This is a genomic window from Pseudomonas sp. TAA207 (assembly GCF_001529285.1).
Classification (GTDB): Bacteria; Pseudomonadota; Gammaproteobacteria; order Pseudomonadales; family Pseudomonadaceae; genus Aquipseudomonas; species Aquipseudomonas weihenstephanensis.
In genome coordinates, this window is the sequence record NZ_LLWJ01000072.1 from 84,128 (window position 1) to 100,344 (window position 16,217).

At 59.7% G+C, this 16,217-nt stretch carries 19 protein-coding genes; 10 read left to right on the forward strand and 9 right to left on the reverse strand.

The window, feature by feature from the left end; all coding sequences use genetic code 11:
- Positions 1-13: 13 nt before the first annotated feature.
- Both trpA and trpB read right to left on the reverse strand, forming a co-directional pair.
- Positions 14-820 (reverse strand): tryptophan synthase subunit alpha, encoded by an 807-nt coding sequence (gene trpA / locus AP059_RS20120; protein ID WP_059765686.1) that lies wholly within the window; start codon positions 818-820, stop codon positions 14-16.
- Positions 820-2,040, reverse strand: coding sequence for a tryptophan synthase subunit beta (gene trpB, locus AP059_RS20125; protein WP_059765688.1), 1,221 nt, complete (start codon positions 2,038-2,040; stop codon positions 820-822). The genes trpA and trpB overlap by 1 nt, the downstream gene beginning before the upstream one ends.
- Before the next feature lie 113 nt (positions 2,041-2,153).
- Between trpB and AP059_RS20130 the strand changes: the two genes are divergently transcribed.
- A complete protein-coding gene (locus AP059_RS20130; protein WP_059765690.1) occupies positions 2,154-3,050 on the forward strand; it encodes a LysR family transcriptional regulator in 897 nt (298 codons plus the stop codon).
- Here the strand turns inward: AP059_RS20130 and AP059_RS20135 are convergent.
- Complete coding sequence (locus AP059_RS20135) at positions 3,047-3,373, reverse strand: DUF883 family protein (protein ID WP_048363968.1); 327 nt, start codon at positions 3,371-3,373, stop codon at positions 3,047-3,049. The two genes, AP059_RS20130 and AP059_RS20135, sit on opposite strands and share 4 nt — an antisense overlap.
- A 156-nt stretch (positions 3,374-3,529) precedes the next feature.
- Here AP059_RS20135 and AP059_RS20140 point away from each other — a divergent pair, with 156 nt between their 5' ends.
- Positions 3,530-3,745, forward strand: a complete 216-nt coding sequence (locus AP059_RS20140) for a dodecin (protein ID WP_048363967.1) — start codon at positions 3,530-3,532, stop codon at positions 3,743-3,745.
- A 120-nt stretch (positions 3,746-3,865) separates the two neighbouring features.
- On the forward strand, positions 3,866-4,087 hold the full coding sequence (locus AP059_RS20145; RefSeq protein WP_059765692.1) for a DUF1161 domain-containing protein: 222 nt from the start codon (positions 3,866-3,868) through the stop codon (positions 4,085-4,087).
- 55 nt (positions 4,088-4,142) lie between these two features.
- Here AP059_RS20145 and rpiA read toward each other — a convergent pair whose 3' ends face one another.
- Complete coding sequence (gene rpiA, locus AP059_RS20150) at positions 4,143-4,814, reverse strand: ribose-5-phosphate isomerase RpiA (protein ID WP_059765694.1); 672 nt, start codon at positions 4,812-4,814, stop codon at positions 4,143-4,145.
- A gap of 219 nt (positions 4,815-5,033) precedes the next feature.
- Between rpiA and ilvA the strand changes: the two genes are divergently transcribed.
- Positions 5,034-6,548, forward strand: coding sequence for a threonine ammonia-lyase, biosynthetic (gene ilvA, locus AP059_RS20155; protein WP_059765697.1), 1,515 nt, complete (start codon positions 5,034-5,036; stop codon positions 6,546-6,548).
- 40 nt (positions 6,549-6,588) lie between these two features.
- Entirely contained in the window at positions 6,589-7,017 is a 429-nt protein-coding gene (locus AP059_RS20160; protein ID WP_059765698.1) for a DUF2269 family protein, read from the forward strand.
- 54 nt (positions 7,018-7,071) lie between these two features.
- On the opposite strand, the gene AP059_RS20165 is transcribed toward AP059_RS20160, so the two are convergent.
- Positions 7,072-7,725 carry an HAD family hydrolase gene (locus AP059_RS20165; protein WP_059765700.1) on the reverse strand — a complete coding sequence of 218 codons (654 nt, stop codon included), beginning with the start codon at positions 7,723-7,725 and terminating at the stop codon, positions 7,072-7,074.
- Positions 7,726-7,867: 142 nt separating this feature from the next.
- Between AP059_RS20165 and AP059_RS20170 the strand changes: the two genes are divergently transcribed.
- The gene (locus tag AP059_RS20170) at positions 7,868-8,347 is read left to right on the forward strand and encodes an RNA pyrophosphohydrolase (RefSeq protein ID WP_047278492.1); all 480 of its coding nucleotides are present in this window, start codon (positions 7,868-7,870) and stop codon (positions 8,345-8,347) included.
- A 21-nt stretch (positions 8,348-8,368) separates the two neighbouring features.
- Positions 8,369-10,648, forward strand: coding sequence for a phosphoenolpyruvate--protein phosphotransferase (ptsP, locus tag AP059_RS20175; protein WP_048363961.1), 2,280 nt, complete (start codon positions 8,369-8,371; stop codon positions 10,646-10,648).
- Positions 10,649-10,785: 137 nt separating this feature from the next.
- On the opposite strand, the gene AP059_RS20180 is transcribed toward ptsP, so the two are convergent.
- Positions 10,786-11,532: an NRDE family protein gene (locus AP059_RS20180; protein WP_059765703.1), complete on the reverse strand. Its 747-nt coding sequence runs from the start codon at positions 11,530-11,532 to the stop codon at positions 10,786-10,788.
- 117 nt (positions 11,533-11,649) lie between these two features.
- Between AP059_RS20180 and AP059_RS20185 the strand changes: the two genes are divergently transcribed.
- Genes AP059_RS20185 through AP059_RS20195 form a run of 3 tightly spaced genes read left to right on the forward strand, consistent with a single transcriptional unit; the run spans position 11,650 to position 14,272 of the window.
- Positions 11,650-12,432 carry a sulfite exporter TauE/SafE family protein gene (locus AP059_RS20185; RefSeq protein WP_059765705.1) on the forward strand — a complete coding sequence of 261 codons (783 nt, stop codon included), beginning with the start codon at positions 11,650-11,652 and terminating at the stop codon, positions 12,430-12,432.
- Positions 12,433-12,444: 12 nt separating this feature from the next.
- Positions 12,445-13,251 carry a prolipoprotein diacylglyceryl transferase gene (gene lgt / locus AP059_RS20190; protein ID WP_048363959.1) on the forward strand — a complete coding sequence of 269 codons (807 nt, stop codon included), beginning with the start codon at positions 12,445-12,447 and terminating at the stop codon, positions 13,249-13,251.
- Positions 13,252-13,300: 49 nt separating this feature from the next.
- Positions 13,301-14,272, forward strand: coding sequence for a thymidylate synthase (locus tag AP059_RS20195; protein ID WP_059765707.1), 972 nt, complete (start codon positions 13,301-13,303; stop codon positions 14,270-14,272).
- Positions 14,273-14,356: 84 nt separating this feature from the next.
- Here AP059_RS20195 and AP059_RS20200 read toward each other — a convergent pair whose 3' ends face one another.
- The 3 genes from AP059_RS20200 to ssuC are packed head-to-tail and all read right to left on the reverse strand — an operon-like array spanning position 14,357 to position 16,217.
- Positions 14,357-14,572, reverse strand: coding sequence for a TOBE domain-containing protein (locus AP059_RS20200; protein WP_003444581.1), 216 nt, complete (start codon positions 14,570-14,572; stop codon positions 14,357-14,359).
- Between the two features lie 35 nt (positions 14,573-14,607).
- The gene (ssuB, locus tag AP059_RS20205) at positions 14,608-15,414 is read right to left on the reverse strand and encodes an aliphatic sulfonates ABC transporter ATP-binding protein (RefSeq protein ID WP_059765710.1); all 807 of its coding nucleotides are present in this window, start codon (positions 15,412-15,414) and stop codon (positions 14,608-14,610) included.
- A complete protein-coding gene (gene ssuC / locus AP059_RS20210) occupies positions 15,411-16,217 on the reverse strand; it encodes an aliphatic sulfonate ABC transporter permease SsuC (protein ID WP_059765712.1) in 807 nt (268 codons plus the stop codon). Before ssuC ends, ssuB begins: the two co-directional genes overlap by 4 nt.

Sequence of the window (16,217 nt, forward strand, 5' to 3'; positions counted from 1 at the left end):
AGCGGCTTTTGATCTAGCGAGCCCTGCGTACACCTTCAGCCAATGCCGCGCACAGACTCAACACGCCGTCCACGGCCTGTTCAGGCGTCGCTGCATTTTCGATTTTGTCGATCAGGGCCGAACCCACCACCACGCCATCGGCCAAGCGGGCAATGGCTGCGGCCTGTTCCGGGGTGCGAATGCCGAACCCTACGCTGATGGGCAGGTCGGTATGGCGACGCAGACGCTCAATGGCTTCGCGCACTTGATCGGTGGTGGCCGACCCCGCGCCCGTCACACCCGCGACCGACACGTAATAGACAAAACCCGAGCTGCCCGTCAGCACTTTGGGCAGGCGTGCATCGTCGGTGGTCGGGGTGGTCAGGCGAATGAAGTCCAGCCCCGCTGCTTGTGCCGGGTCGCACAGCTCGCTGTTGTGCTCAGGCGGCATGTCGACCACGATCATGCCGTCGACACCTGACGCTTTGGCCTCGGCAATGAATTTGGCCACGCCGTAATGGTGGATCGGGTTGAAATAGCCCATTAGCACCAGCGGTGTGTCGCTGTTGCCTTCACGGAACTCGCGCACCATTTGCAGGGTTTTGGCGAGGTTTTGTTTGCCTCCCAGCGCGCGAATGTTGGCCAGCTGGATTGCCGGGCCATCCGCCATCGGGTCAGTGAACGGCATGCCCAGCTCGATCACATCGGCACCTGCTGCGGGCAGGCCCTTGAGGATGGCCAGCGAGGTGGCGTAATCCGGGTCGCCGGCCGTGACAAAGGTCACCAACGCAGCGCGGTTTTGTTCTTTGAGTTCAGCAAAGCGAGTGTGCAGGCGGCTCATCAGTGTTTCTCCTGCTGGGACTGTTCGACGTGATGCATCACGGTTTGCATGTCTTTGTCGCCTCGGCCCGACAGGTTGACCACCATCAAGTGATCCGCTGGCAGGGTCGGCGCGCGCTTGAACACTTCGGCCAGGGCGTGGGCGCTTTCGAGCGCCGGGATAATGCCTTCAAGACGGCAGCATTTGTGGAAGGCATCGAGTGCTTCGTTGTCGGTCACCGAGGTGTATTCGACGCGGCCGATGTCGTGCAACCACGCGTGTTCCGGGCCAATGCCGGGGTAATCGAGACCCGCAGAAATCGAATGCGCGTCGATGATCTGACCGTCGTCGTCCTGCAACAGGAAGGTGCGGTTGCCGTGCAGCACGCCCGGTTCGCCGCCATTGAGGCTGGCCGCGTGCTTGCCGGTCTCGATGCCGTAACCGGCCGCTTCGACGCCGATGATTTCAACGCTGGTGTCATCCAGGAACGGGTGGAACAGGCCCATCGCATTGGAACCGCCACCGATGCACGCCACCAGGCTGTCCGGCAGGCGGCCTTCCTGGGCTTGCATCTGCTCGCGGGTTTCCTTGCCGATCACGGCCTGGAAATCACGCACCATCGCAGGATACGGGTGCGGGCCTGCCACTGTACCGATCAGGTAGAAGGTGTTGTCGACGTTGGTCACCCAATCTCGCAGCGCTTCATTCATCGCGTCCTTGAGCGTGCCGGTGCCGGCCACGACCGGGATCACTTCAGCGCCCAGCAGCTTCATGCGAAACACGTTGGCTTGCTGGCGCTCGATGTCCGTGGTGCCCATGTAGATCACGCATTGCAGGCCGAAACGCGCGGCAACGGTGGCGGTGGCTACACCGTGCATGCCCGCGCCAGTCTCGGCGATGATGCGCTTTTTGCCCATGCGCCGCGCCAGCAGGATCTGCCCGATGCAGTTGTTGATTTTGTGCGCGCCGGTATGGTTCAGCTCTTCGCGCTTGAGGTAGATTTTTGCGCCACCGCAGAACTCGGTCAGGCGCTCGGCAAAGTACAGCGGGCTTGGGCGGCCCACGTAGTCGCGCTGAAAGTACGCCAGCTCTTTGATGAATTGGGGGTCGGTTTTGGCCAGCTCGTATTCGCGATCCAGATCGAGGATCAACGGCATCAGGGTTTCGGCCACGTAACGGCCGCCGAATGAGCCGAACAGGCCATTGGCATCCGGGCCGTTACGCAGGTTGGATTGAGTCATGGGACGCTCCAGCTGAAAAGGTACGAAGGTCGATGGGCCTGACTTTACCCGCGACAGCCGTGGATGAAAACCGATAAGATCGCCGCAATCTGTCAGGAAAACTCACATATCCCATGAGCCGCGATCTCCCGCCCTTGAACGCCTTGCGCGCCTTTGAAGCCGCTGCCCGCCTGAGCAGCGTCAGCCAGGCGGCCGAGCAATTGAACGTCACCCACGGCGCCGTCAGTCGGCAGCTAAAAGTCCTTGAAGAGCATCTTGGCGTGAGCTTGTTCGTCAAAGAAGGCCGCGGCCTGAAGCTCACCGAGGCGGGTGTGCGCTTGCGCGATGCCAGCAGCGAAGCGTTTGATCGTTTGCGCAACGTATGCACTGAACTCACGCAAAGCCATATCGACGCGCCGTTTGTGCTGGGGTGCTCGGGGAGTTTGCTGGCACGCTGGTTTATCCCGCGCCTGGGCCGTTTGAATGCGGACCTGCCGGATTTGCGCCTGCACTTGTCGGCGGGCGAAGGTGATCTTGACCCGCGTAAACCCGGGCTGGATGCGTTGCTGGTGTTTGCCGAGCCACCGTGGCCCGCCGATATGCAGGTGTACGAGTTGGGCAGCGAACGTATCGGGCCGGTGCTCAGCCCACGCTTGGGCCGTTATCAACAGTTGTGTCACGCCCCGGCCAGCGCACTGCTGGGCGAGCCTTTATTGCACACCACATCACGGCCACAGGCATGGCCAAGCTGGGCGCAGCAGCATGCGCTCGACGCGAAAGCGTTGAACTATGGGCAGGGGTTTGAGCACTTGTACTACTTGCTTGAAGCGGCGGTGGCGGGATTGGGTGTGGCTATCGCCCCTGAACCGTTGGTGGCCGAAGACCTCAAGGCAGGGCGCCTGGTTGCGCCGTGGGGTTTTAAGCAAACCCCGGCGCAACTGGCGTTATGGCTGCCCAAGCGCGCCGCAGATGGGCGTGCCCGGCAACTGGCGCAGTGGCTCAAGGCTGAGCTTGCGCGTGACGCGGATTAATTACCGCGTTTGCACATCAAGAACGCGGCCAACAGGCCCAGTGCACCGATGGCAACACCGGCAGTGGCATACGGATGCTCTTGAGCGTATTCGCGGGTGGCAATGGCCGTTTCGCGGGTTTTGTCCTTCACTTCCTCGAAGGTTTCGCTGAGCAGGTGACGCGAATGTTTCAGCGCGTTTTCGGCGTTGCCTTTCAGGGCCTTGAGGGTCTTTTTAGACTCGTCCGAGGCGTCGTCCTTGAGGCTTTCCAGAGACTTAAGCAGGCTCTCGATCTCAGCTTCCATGCTTTGCAATGAGGCTTTACGTAAAGAATTGCTAGCCATTAGGGCTCTCCTGCATTGATGAGTGACTGTGTGTGTTAAGTCCGACTGCACCGTTTTCAGAAAGTGCAGTAAACCTGAACTTTTCCTTTCACGGCGCTTCCCAAGTATTGAGCAGATTCGCTGCTAGGCTTTGACCTACGACAAAAGGAGAACGTTATGTCTGACCATCACACCTACAAGAAAATCGAACTGGTAGGCTCGTCCCCGAGCAGCATAGAAGACGCCATCAGTAATGCACTGGCCGAGGCCAACAAAAGCATCAAGCACCTGGAATGGTTCGAAGTACTCGATACGCGCGGTCATATCAAGGACGGCAAGGTGGCGCACTATCAAGTGACCCTCAAAGTGGGATTCCGCATCGCCAGCAGCTGAGTCACGCCATCCTTTTGAACTTAAGGGCTGGCCGTTTGCCATAAACTCCGCTACACCGTCTGGGTGCGACGCTGTGCAAGCGCGGCGCACCCTATTTGTTTTGAACAGGGGATGTGACGGATGAAGAAGATTTTAGTGGCTGTCAGTTTGATGACGCTGGCGAGTACAGCCTTTGCCGCGAAAGACTGTGGTGAGCTGAAAAACGAAATCGCTGCCAAGCTTGACGCCAAAGGCGTTGCACACTACTCGCTGGAGATCGTCGACAAAGGCGCATCGGCCGACGGCAAAGTGGTCGGCACCTGCGGTGGCAACACCAAAGAGATCGTTTACAAGCGCGGTTAACCCAACGCGCACAAAAAAGCCGACGCTGAGCGTCGGCTTTTTTACGCCTGCGAATTTACTTGGACAGGGTTTTAACGCCTTCTGACGTGCCCAGCAGCAGCAAATCGGCAGGTCGCGCGGCGAACAAGCCGTTGGTGACCACACCGACGATGGCGTTGATTTGACGCTCCAGCTCCACCGGATTGGTGATCTGCATGTTGAACACGTCAATGATGATGTTGCCGTTGTCGGTGATCACACCTTCGCGGTACACCGGATCGCCGCCCAGCTTGACCAGCTCGCGGGCCACGTGACTGCGGGCCATCGGGATCACTTCGACTGGCAGCGGAAAGGCGCCCAGCACCGGCACCAGCTTGCTGGCGTCGGCGATGCAGATGAAGGTTTTGGCGACTGCGGCCACGATTTTCTCGCGGGTCAGGGCTGCACCACCGCCCTTGATCAGGTTGAGGTTTTCGTCGCTTTCGTCGGCGCCGTCTACATAGAACTCCAGGTCGCTGACGGTGTTGAGCTCATACACAGGAATGCCGTGACCCTTGAGGCGGGCGGCGGTGGCTTCGGAACTGGCAACGGCGCCGTCAAACGCGCCCTTGTGCTGGGCCAGTGCGTCGATGAAGCAGTTGGCCGTGGAGCCGGTGCCGACCCCCACGATGCTCTTGTCATCCAGCTTGGGAAGGATGAAATCGACCGCCGCTTGGGCGACGGCCTGTTTGAGTTGATCCTGGGTCATTGCGGGCTCCGGGGCGGGAAGGAAAACAGAAGGCCGGCATTATACGGCCAACCATTGAACTGTGGGTGGGGGCTGACAGCGGGTGCGACCTTTGCCCTCACCCCAGCCCTCTCCCCTGGAAAAGGCTGGGTGTATAAACCTTCCATTTCGTATGGTCGCCCGTGTAAACGCTGGGGTAGACTCCCCGGTCCCTGCCAACTCGCACAGTGACGCTTTCCGATGCTCGAACAGTACGTTAAGAAGATCCTCACCTCGCGCGTTTATGACGTTGCCGTTGAAACGCCCCTGCAAGCCGCCAACCAGTTGACCGAGCGGTTGGGCAATCAGATTTTGCTGAAACGTGAAGATCTGCAACCGGTGTACTCGTTCAAGATTCGTGGCGCTTACAACAAACTCATGCACCTGACGGATGCCGAGCGCGCCTGTGGCGTGGTCACGGCATCGGCCGGTAACCATGCGCAAGGCCTGGCGCTGGCCGCCAAGGTGCTGGGGGTCAAAGCCACCATCGTCATGCCTAAAACCACACCCGAGATCAAAATCGAAGGCGTGCGCTCGCGTGGCGGCATTGTGGTGCTGCACGGTGATTCTTTCCCTGAAGCGCTGGCGTATTCGCTGCAACTGGTTGAGCAAAAAGGCTACGTCTACGTTCACCCCTACGATGACCCGCACACCATTGCCGGGCAGGGCACCGTGGCGATGGAAATTCTGCGTCAGCATCCGGCACCACTGGACGCGATTTTCGTGCCCGTCGGTGGCGGCGGACTGATCGCAGGTATTGCGGCGTATGTGAAATACCTGCGCCCGGACATCAAAATCATTGGTGTCGAGCCGGATGACTCCAATTGCCTGCAAGCCGCGATGGCCGCAGGAGAGCGTGTCGTGCTGCCCACCGTGGGGATTTTCGCGGACGGCGTGGCCGTTGGCCAGATCGGCCAGCACACGTTCGACATCTGCAAAGACTACGTCGACGAAGTGATCACCGTCAGCACTGACGAGATCTGCGCAGCGATCAAGGACATCTTCGACGATACCCGCTCAATCACCGAACCTGCTGGCGCGTTGGGCGTGGCGGGGATCAAAAAATACGTCGAACAGCGCGGTGTTCGCGGCCAGACTCTGGTAGCCATCGACTCGGGCGCCAACGTCAACTTCGACCGTTTGCGCCATGTAGCCGAGCGGGCTGAGTTGGGTGAAGGTCGCGAAGCCATCATCGCCGTGACCATTCCTGAAGAAGCAGGCAGCTTCAAAGCGTTCTGCCAGGCGATCGGCAAGCGCCAGATCACCGAATTCAACTACCGCTACCACACCGGCAGCGAAGCGCACATTTTTGTCGGTGTGCAAACCCACCCGGTCAACGATCCGCGCAGTGCCTTGCTGGCGAGCCTTAAAGAGCAAGGCTTCCCGGTGGTCGACCTGACCGACAACGAGCTGGCCAAGTTGCACATTCGGCACATGGTGGGTGGGCACGCGGCCAAGGTCAGTGATGAGTTGTTGTTCCGTTTCGAATTCCCGGAGCGTCCGGGGGCGCTGTTCAACTTCCTCAACAAACTGGGCGGGCGCTGGAACATCTCGATGTTTCATTACCGCAACCACGGTGCTGCCGACGGCCGCGTGATGGCCGGGCTGCAAGTGCCTGCCGATGAGCGTCATTTGGTGCCTGCGGCGTTGGCCGATATCGGTTACCCCTACTGGGATGAAAGTGATAATCCGGCCTATCAGCTGTTTCTTGGCTAAGAGCCGCTACGCTGATTGAACTGCTCAAGGAATCAATGACATGGAAACCTTCACCGCGTTGAAGTTGCTGCATGGCGTGTCGACACTGCTGTTGTTTGTCAGCGCCATCGCTTTGTTGGTGGTGGTGATTCGCCGCTGGCGTGCCGGGGACAAAGACCTGTCGGGTGGCGCCTTGCGTCGCCCGTGGGGGTTTGTCTGGGCGCTGATGGGACTTTGCCTGCTGGCCTTGCCGGTGAGTGGCTGGTGGTTGGTGCACCTGGCGGGCTGGCCGCTGAGTCAACTGTGGTTGTTGGCGGGCAGTTGCCTGTATGGGCTGGGCGCGTTGAGCTGGTTATGGCTGGTGGTACGGCTTAACCGCTTGCGCTTGGGCCGGGTGGCCAAACATCCACGCTTAACGCTGGGGCTGGCAATTTTTTGTGCCGTTTGCTTTATCGCCATTGCGGGGTTGATGGGCGCCAAGCCGGTTTAACGGCCCCGCCCGCTGTAGGAGCCGCCGCAGCCCGCGGCAGCTCCTGCACGTTTTTCAGCGTAGCGAGATGACCGGCCAGCCGCGCTTGAGGGCTTCAGCCCGCAGGTTCTCATCGGGGTCAACCGCCACTGGATGCGTGACTTGCTCCAGCAACGGCAGGTCATTCATCGAGTCACTGTAGAAGTAGCTGTCTTGCAGGCTATAGCCGTTTTCTTGCATCCAGCGATTCAACCGTGTGACTTTGCCTTCGCGAAAGCACGGCACGTCGGTGCTGCGCCCGGTATAGCGGCCGTCGACGATTTCGCATTCGGTGGCGATCAAATGTTCCACGCCAAGTTTTTGTGCAATCGGGCCCGTGACCACGCGGTTGGTGGCGGTGATGATCACCAGCGTGTCGCCAGCTTCGCGGTGTTGGGCCAGCAGGGCCAAGGCCTTCGCCAGCATCAATGGCTCAATGCAGTCGCGCATGAATTCGCGGTGCCATTGATCCAGTTGCGCCATGTCATGGCGGCCAAAAATTTCCATGCTGAAATTCAGGTAGGCGGCATTGTCGAGCTTGCCCGCCAGGTAATCCTGATAGAACGCGTCGTTACGCGCCTTGTACGCGTCGCCGTCCAGAATGCCGCGCTGGCACAGGTAGTCGCCCCACGCGTGGTCACTGTCGCCGCCTAAAAGGGTGTTGTCCAAGTCAAATAAAGCCAGACGCATTGCAATTACCCGCTGAGCTGTCGTTGAAGGCCCACCACAATACGGTCTTTTAATAAGAGTGCACATAAGGCAGGAAGGCGCGTTGCTGCTTTCACAACCTTTGTGGAACAATGCGGCGACATGCGTTTGCGAGGTTGTTGCCGTGATCGACCCCGATGGTTTCCGTCCTAATGTCGGGATTATTCTGACAAATGATGCTGGTCAGGTACTTTGGGCTCGCCGAATCAATCAAGACGCGTGGCAGTTTCCCCAGGGCGGTATCAACCCTGATGAGACGCCGGAAGACGCCTTGTACCGTGAGCTGAACGAAGAAGTTGGCCTTGAACGCGAAGATGTAGAAATTCTTGCCTGTACGCGAGGCTGGTTGCGCTATCGTTTGCCGCAACGTTTGGTCCGTACCCACAGCCAGCCGCTGTGCATCGGCCAAAAACAGAAGTGGTTTTTGCTGCGCCTGATCTCTAACGAGCAGCGGGTGCGGATGGATTTGACCGGTAAACCGGAGTTCGATGGCTGGCGTTGGGTCAGTTATTGGTACCCGTTGGGCCAGGTGGTGACATTCAAGCGCGAGGTCTACCGTCGCGCTCTCAAAGAGCTTGCCCCGCGCCTTTTAACGCGCGCCTGACACGGAGTTCGACCCCGAGCCATGCTCAATACGCTGCGCAAGATCGTCCAGGAAGTTAACTCCGCCAAGGATCTCAAGGCGGCGTTGGGGATTATTGTGTTGCGCGTCAAAGAGGCCATGGGCAGCCAGGTCTGCTCGGTCTATTTGCTTGATCCAGAGACCAACCGTTTCGTGCTGATGGCCACCGAGGGCTTGAACAAGCGCTCGATCGGCAAGGTCAGCATGGCGCCCAACGAAGGCCTGGTGGGCCTGGTGGGCACCCGTGAAGAACCTCTGAACCTCGAAAACGCCGCCGATCACCCGCGCTATCGCTACTTCGCCGAAACCGGTGAAGAACGTTATGCCTCCTTCCTCGGCGCGCCGATCATCCACCACCGCCGTGTGGTGGGCGTACTGGTGATCCAGCAAAAGGAACGCCGCCAGTTCGATGAAGGCGAAGAAGCCTTTCTGGTGACGATGAGTGCGCAACTGGCGGGCGTTATTGCCCACGCCGAAGCCACGGGTTCGATTCGTGGCCTTGGACGCCAGGGCAAGGGCATTCAGGAAGCCAAGTTTGTCGGGGTTCCGGGGTCGCCCGGTGCGGCGGTCGGCACAGCGGTGGTCATGTTGCCTCCAGCTGACCTCGATGTGGTGCCCGACAAAACCATTACCGACATTCCCGCTGAAATCGCCCTGTTCAAGACCGCCCTTGAAGGCGTGCGCAATGACATGCGCGCGGTGTCGAAAAAACTCGCCACGCAACTGCGCCCCGAAGAGCAGGCGCTGTTTGACGTGTACCTGATGATGCTCGATGACGCCTCGCTGGGCAGCGAAGTCAAAAATGTGATCAAGACCGGCCAATGGGCACAGGGCGCGCTGCGCCAGGTGGTGACGGATCACGTCAACCGTTTTGAATTGATGGACGACGACTACCTGCGCGAGCGGGCGTCGGATGTGCGTGATCTGGGGCGCCGCCTGCTGGCCTATTTGCAGCATGATCGCAAGCAAACCATGGTCTACCCCGACCACACGATTCTGGTCAGCGAAGAGCTGACCGCGACCATGCTCGGCGAAGTGCCTGAGGGCAAGTTGGCCGGTCTGGTCTCGGTACTGGGCTCGGGTAACTCACACGTAGCGATTCTGGCCCGGGCGATGGGCATCCCGACGGTCATGGGCCTGGTCGACCTGCCGTACTCGAAGGTTGACGGCATTCAGATGATCGTCGACGGCTATCACGGCGAGGTGTACACCAACCCCAGTGATCTGCTGCGCAAGCAATACGCCGAAGTCGTTGAAGAAGAGCGCCAGCTGTCTCAGGGCCTCGACGCCTTGCGCGAGCTGCCGTGCATCACCCCCGACGGGCATCGCATGCCGCTGTGGGTCAACACCGGGTTGCTGGCGGATGTGGCGCGCGCGCAACAGCGTGGCGCAGAAGGCGTGGGTCTGTACCGCACCGAAGTGCCGTTCATGATCAACCAGCGCTTTCCGAGCGAAAAGGAGCAGCTGGCGATTTATCGCGAGCAACTCGCCGCCTTCCATCCGCAACCGGTGACCATGCGCAGCCTGGACATTGGCGGCGACAAGTCACTGTCGTATTTCCCGATCAAAGAAGACAACCCGTTCCTGGGCTGGCGCGGGATTCGCGTCACCCTCGACCACCCCGAAATCTTTCTGGTTCAGGCCCGGGCCATGCTCAAGGCCAGCGAAGGCCTGAACAACCTGCGGATTTTGCTGCCGATGATCTCCGGCACCCACGAACTCGAAGAAGCCCTGCACCTGCTGCACCGTGCCTGGGGCGAAGTGCGCGATGAAGGCACCGACGTACCGATGCCGCCGATTGGCGTGATGATCGAGATCCCCGCAGCGGTGTATCAAACCAAAGAGCTGGCGCGTCAGGTCGACTTCCTGTCCGTAGGCTCCAACGACTTGACCCAGTATTTGCTGGCGGTAGATCGCAACAACCCGCGCGTTGCCGATTTGTACGACTACTTGCACCCCGCCGTGCTGCAAGCGTTGCAGTCAGTGGTCCGCGACGCCCATGCCGAAGGCAAACCGGCGAGTATCTGCGGCGAAATGGCGGGTGATCCGGCGGCGGCGATCCTGTTGATGGCCATGGGTTTTGACAGCCTGTCGATGAACGCCACCAACCTGCCGAAAGTGAAATGGATGCTGCGCCAGGTCAGCCTGAGCCGCGCCAAGGAACTGCTGGCAGAAGTGATGACCATCGATAACCCGCAGGTCATCCGCAGCACCGTGCAATTGGCGCTGAAAAACATGGGGCTGACCCGCATGATGAACCCGGCGGCGATCAAACCGTATTAAGCGTTAAGCCGGGCGTTCTGCAAGTCGCTGACAAGGCACGAGGCTGCGATAAGGGCCCAAGGCCTTTCAAAGGAACGGGGCGGCTTCGCGGCCCATCGCAGCCTCACGCCTGGTCAGCGACGCCAGCCTTTCGGTTCTCAAACCTGTAGGCGCACCTCGCCCAAACGCCCGCCATAAGGCCCAAAGCTTTGTTCAACCATGACCCTTGAACCGTCTGCTTTGACGATCAATGCCGTGCTGGCGCGCGTCCCATACTTGGGGCTGGCAATAAATACACTCGACAACAAAAACTCGGTGGCCAAACCCACACCGGTATCAGGCAGCTCACTGGCCTGCGCACGGGTCTGATCCCCAAGCAAGTTGAGCAAGGCGCTGGTCTGCGGGTCACTTAACAGCTTATGCAGTTTAGCCTTGGCTTTGATCAACTTGGGCCAGGGGCTATCAAGGCCTGCGTTGGATAAACCATAGACACCGGCGCTCAAAGGCACTGGCGCCGTTTGATGGGAGTTGAAATGCCACAGCTCATCACGTGTGCCCAGCAACAAGTTAAAGCCTGCGTAATCCAGAGAACGTCGCCCAACGTCTTTAAAGTAGTCCCCTATTGGCTGGTTACCACTCAGGAAATCCCCCACCAGTTCGCCCCGCGAACGGCGCGAAACAGGCTTGTGCGACTCCCTAATATTGGTCAGCGCCGCAAAACGGCCATCAGCGCCAATCCCCAGCCATGTGCCACCCGCCTCAAGATCGCGCCCGGCATACACCTGTGGCGCTTCGGCCCACTGGGCCAGCGGTTTGGTGGGGCGTGCATAAAACTCATCACGGTTGGCCGCTACCACCAGCGGCTGTGCATGGCCGGGGCGCCAGGCAAACACAATCAAGCACATGGGCAGTCCTTAATGTTTTTTTAACCCCACTACTTATAGATTGCCCCGGCGTCTCGCGCCATGTGTGGAGCCTAAGCCGTTGCTCCGTTACCATGCGGATCACATTTGGGGGGCGTCATGGAATTTCTGCTCTATCTGGTGCTGGGAGGCTTCGCAGGGGTTTTGGCCGGGCTGTTTGGGGTCGGTGGCGGGATTATCATCGTTCCGGTGCTGGTGTTCAGTTTCACCTTGCAGGGGTTCAACCCCCAGGTGCTGACTCACTTGGCCGTGGGCACGTCTCTGGCGACGATCATCTTTACCTCGATCAACTCGATCCGTGAACACAACCGCAAAGGCGCGGTGCGCTGGGCGCTGTTTGTGTGGATGGCGCTGGGTATTTTGATCGGCGCGGGCATTGGCGCACTCACAGCCGAAGCAATCGCCGGCCCCCATTTGCAAAAGATCATTGGCGTGTTTGCCTTGGTCATTGCCGTACAAATGGCCCTGGAGCTTAAACCCAAGGCCAGCCGAACGGTCCCGGGCAAAGTCGGTCTGACCCTGGCCGGTACGGTAATTGGCTGGGCCTCGGCGATTTTCGGGGTGGGCGGTGGCTCCTTGACCGTGCCGTTCCTGAGCTGGCGCAGTGTGCCGATGCAGCAAGCGGTCGCCACTTCGGCGGCGTGCGGCTTGCCGATTGCGTTGGTGGGTGCATTAAGTTTCATGATCATTGGCTGGCACAACCCCGACCTGCCCGCGCATAGTCTTGGGTTTGTGTACTTGCCGGCGTTGCTGGGGGTTGCCCTGACCAGCATGTTTTTCGCCCGTTTCGGAGCGCGTTTGGCCCATAAGCTTTCGCCGCGTCTGCTGAAACGGCTGTTTGCCGCACTGTTGTTCTGTGTCGGTGTGAGTTTCCTGATCTAACAAGGAGTCGCAATGCTGCCTTACCCGCAGATTGACCCGGTGGCATTGGCCATCGGCCCGCTGAAAATCCATTGGTACGGCTTGATGTACCTGATCGGCATTGGCGCCGCCTGGCTGATCCTGTCGCGCCGCCTCAACCGCTTCGACCCGACCTGGACCAAAGAGAAACTCTCTGACCTGGTGTTTTGGGTGGCGATGGGCGTGATTGTCGGCGGTCGCTTGGGCTACGTGCTGTTCTACGACCTGAGCGCTTACATCGCCAACCCGCTGCTGATTTTTGAAGTATGGAAAGGCGGCATGGCGTTCCACGGCGGGCTGATTGGCGTGATGCTGGCTACCTGGTGGTTTGGCAAGCGCAACAACAAGTCGTTCTTCCAGATCATGGACTTCATTGCCCCGGTGGTGCCGATTGGTCTGGGGGCCGGGCGCATCGGTAACTTCATCAATGCCGAGTTGTGGGGCAAGGCCAGCGACGTGCCGTGGGCGATGATTTTCCCCACCGACCCGCAGCAACTGGCGCGTCATCCGTCGCAGCTTTACCAGTTTGCCCTCGAAGGTGTGGCACTCTTCCTGATTCTTTGGCTGTACTCGCGCAAACCGCGCCCGACCATGGCCGTTTCCGGCATGTTCGCCCTGTTCTACGGCATCTTCCGGTTCATCGTTGAGTTCGTCCGCGTGCCGGATGCTCAGCTAGGCTATCTGGCGTTCGGCTGGGTGACGATGGGGCAAATCCTCTGCATCCCGATGATTGTCGGTGGTCTGCTGTTGATCTGGTGGGCTTACCACCGCGACTCGGCGACACAGAAAACAGCGCAATAAATTCGAATCGCAGGGCTGCCCGGCCCTGCATTCAAACGGTAGGAAAACCATGAAGCAATATCTCGACCTCGTTGCCAACGTCATTAAAAACGGCACCCTGCAAGCCAACCGTACCGGCGTGAAGACCATCAGTCTGCCCGGCGCCATGTTGCGCTACGACCTCAAAGAAGGCTTTCCGGCCATCACCACCCGGCGCATGGCGTTCAAATCGGCGATTGGCGAAATGTGCGGGTTCTTGCGCCCCGTCAACAGTGCCGCCGACTTCCGCGCGCTGGGCTGCAAAGTGTGGGATCAGAACGCCAACGAAAACGCCCAATGGCTGGCCAATCCGTTCCGTCAGGGTGAAGACGACCTCGGTGAAATCTACGGCGTGCAATGGCGCCAATGGCCCGCCTACAAACAAGTGGCACGCAGCAATCAGGCCGCCATCGAGTTGTGCCTGAGCCAGGGCTACCGCCAGATCGCAGAAGGCGAGGAAGACGGCCAGGCTTACGTGGTGCTGTACAAGGCCATCGACCAAGTGCGCCAGTGCGTGGACACCATCATCAACGACCCGGGCAGCCGCCGCATTTTGTTCCACGGCTGGAACTGCGCCCAACTCGACGAAATGGCCCTGCCGCCGTGCCACCTGCTGTATCAGTTCCACCCCAATGTCGAGACCAAGGAAATTTCCCTGACCCTCTACATTCGCTCCAACGATCTGGGCCTGGGCACGCCGTTCAACCTGACCGAAGGCGCGGCGCTGCTGAGCCTGATCGGCCGTCTGACCGGTTACACGCCGCGCTGGTTCACTTACTTCATCGGCGACGCCCATGTGTATGAGAACCACCTGGACATGCTCAACGAGCAACTGACCCGCGAGCCGTTCCCGATGCCCAAACTGGTGATCTCGGACCGTGTGCCTGAGTTTGCCAAGACCGGCGTTTATCAGCCCGAATGGCTGGGTTTGATCGAGCCGAGTGACTTCAGCCTCGAAGGGTATGAGCACCATGCGCCCATGACGGCGCCAATGGCGGTCTGACTCCCCCTGCTACAGATTTCGCCCTTCCCACACGTCAAAAACCCCGAAAGGCTTACGCCGTTCGGGGTTGTGGGTAACCCACGCTTACAACTTGGCGATCGACACTTCGGTGGATTTCACAAACGCGATGACTTCGCTGCCCACCACCAGCTCCAGCTCTTTGACCGAGCGGGTGGTGATGACGGAGGTGACGATGCCCGAAGCCGTTTGTACGTCGATTTCAGACAGCACGTCGCCCAGCACGATTTCCTTGATGTGGCCTTTGAACTGGTTACGCACGTTGATGGCTTTAATGGTCATGGTGTCGATTCCTGTCTTGGGAGAGAAAACTGAGGTTATTGCGCCCAACGCAATTGCGTAGGCAACGGTGCAACGGGTTCTGGCTCAGGCGGCAAGCCAGGTAAAGCAAGCACTCGGTTAAGGACTTCGGTTTCCAGCGCCGCCAGCCGATGTGAGCCACGCACGCGCGGTCTGGGCAGTTCGACGAGGAGGTCCAGCCCCACTTCGCCGTCTTCAATCAGGATCACCCGATCAGCAATGGCCACCGCTTCGCTGACGTCGTGGGTAACCAGCAACACAGTGAAACCATGCTGGCGCCACAAGCGTTCGATCAGTTGCTGCATCTCGATGCGGGTCAGTGCGTCAAGCGCACCCAGCGGCTCGTCCAGCAACAGCAAACGCGGTTGATGAATAAGCGCGCGGGCCAAGGCCACACGCTGTTTTTGTCCGCCCGATAACGCAGCGGGCCACTCGTGGGCGCGCTCGGCCAGACCGACCTCTTCCAGCGCCTTGAGCGCTTTGGCACGCCAATCGCCTTTAAGCCCCAAGCCCACGTTGTCGATGACTTTTTTCCATGGCAGCAAACGCGCTTCCTGAAACATCAAACGGGTGTCGTCGTGCGCGTCTTGCAGCGGCGCGCTGCCTGCCAGCAATTGCCCCGCCGTGGGCTGATCCAGCCCGGCCAGCAGGCGCATCAAGGTGCTTTTGCCACAACCGCTGCGCCCCACGACAGCCACAAATTGACCTGCCGGGATGTGCACGTTGATGTCGCGCAGTACGCGGCGCTCGCCAAAGGATTTTTGCAGGCTGTTGATCGCCAGCGGTATGCCCTGACGCAAGCGCGGGGGTTGTTGAGCCGTCATGCTGCACCGCCTTTAACCACTTGATACGCCGGGTGCCAACGCAACCACACGCGTTCCAGTCCTCGGGCCGCGCTGTCGGCCAACTTGCCGAGCACCGCGTACAAAACAATCGCCAGCACCACCACGTCGGTCTGCAAAAACTCCCGGGCATTCATCGCCAGATAGCCAATGCCGGAACTGGCAGAGATGGTTTCAGCCACGATCAGCGTCAGCCACATAAAGCCCAGTGCGAACCGCACACCCACCAGAATCGAGGGCAACGCGCCCGGCAAAATCACCTGACGAAACAGACTGAAACCGGACAGGCCATAGCTGCGCGCCATCTCCACCAGCGCCGGGTCAACGTTGCGAATGCCGTGATAGGTGTTGAGGTAAATGGGGAACAACGTGCCCAGCGCGACCAAAAAAATCTTCGCCGACTCATCAATCCCGAACCACAGGATCACCAGCGGAATCAGCGCCAGGTGCGGCACGTTGCGGATCATTTGCACCGAGCTGTCGAGCAGGCGTTCGCCCCACTTTGACAGGCCGGTGATAAAGCCCAAGGCCAGGCCAATACTGCCGCCAATGACAAAGCCCAACCCGGCGCGCCAGCCGCTAATAGCGAGGTGCTTCCAGATCTCGCCACTGCGCACCAGCTCAACGCCTGCCGCAAACACGGCACTGGGCGCGGGCAGAATGCGCGTCGACAACCAACCGGCCGACACCGAAAGCTGCCACACCGCCAACAACAACACGGGCAAGGCCCAGGGCGCCACTGTGTGGCCGAAGTTACTAAGGCGTGATGCCTTCGCTGTACTCAT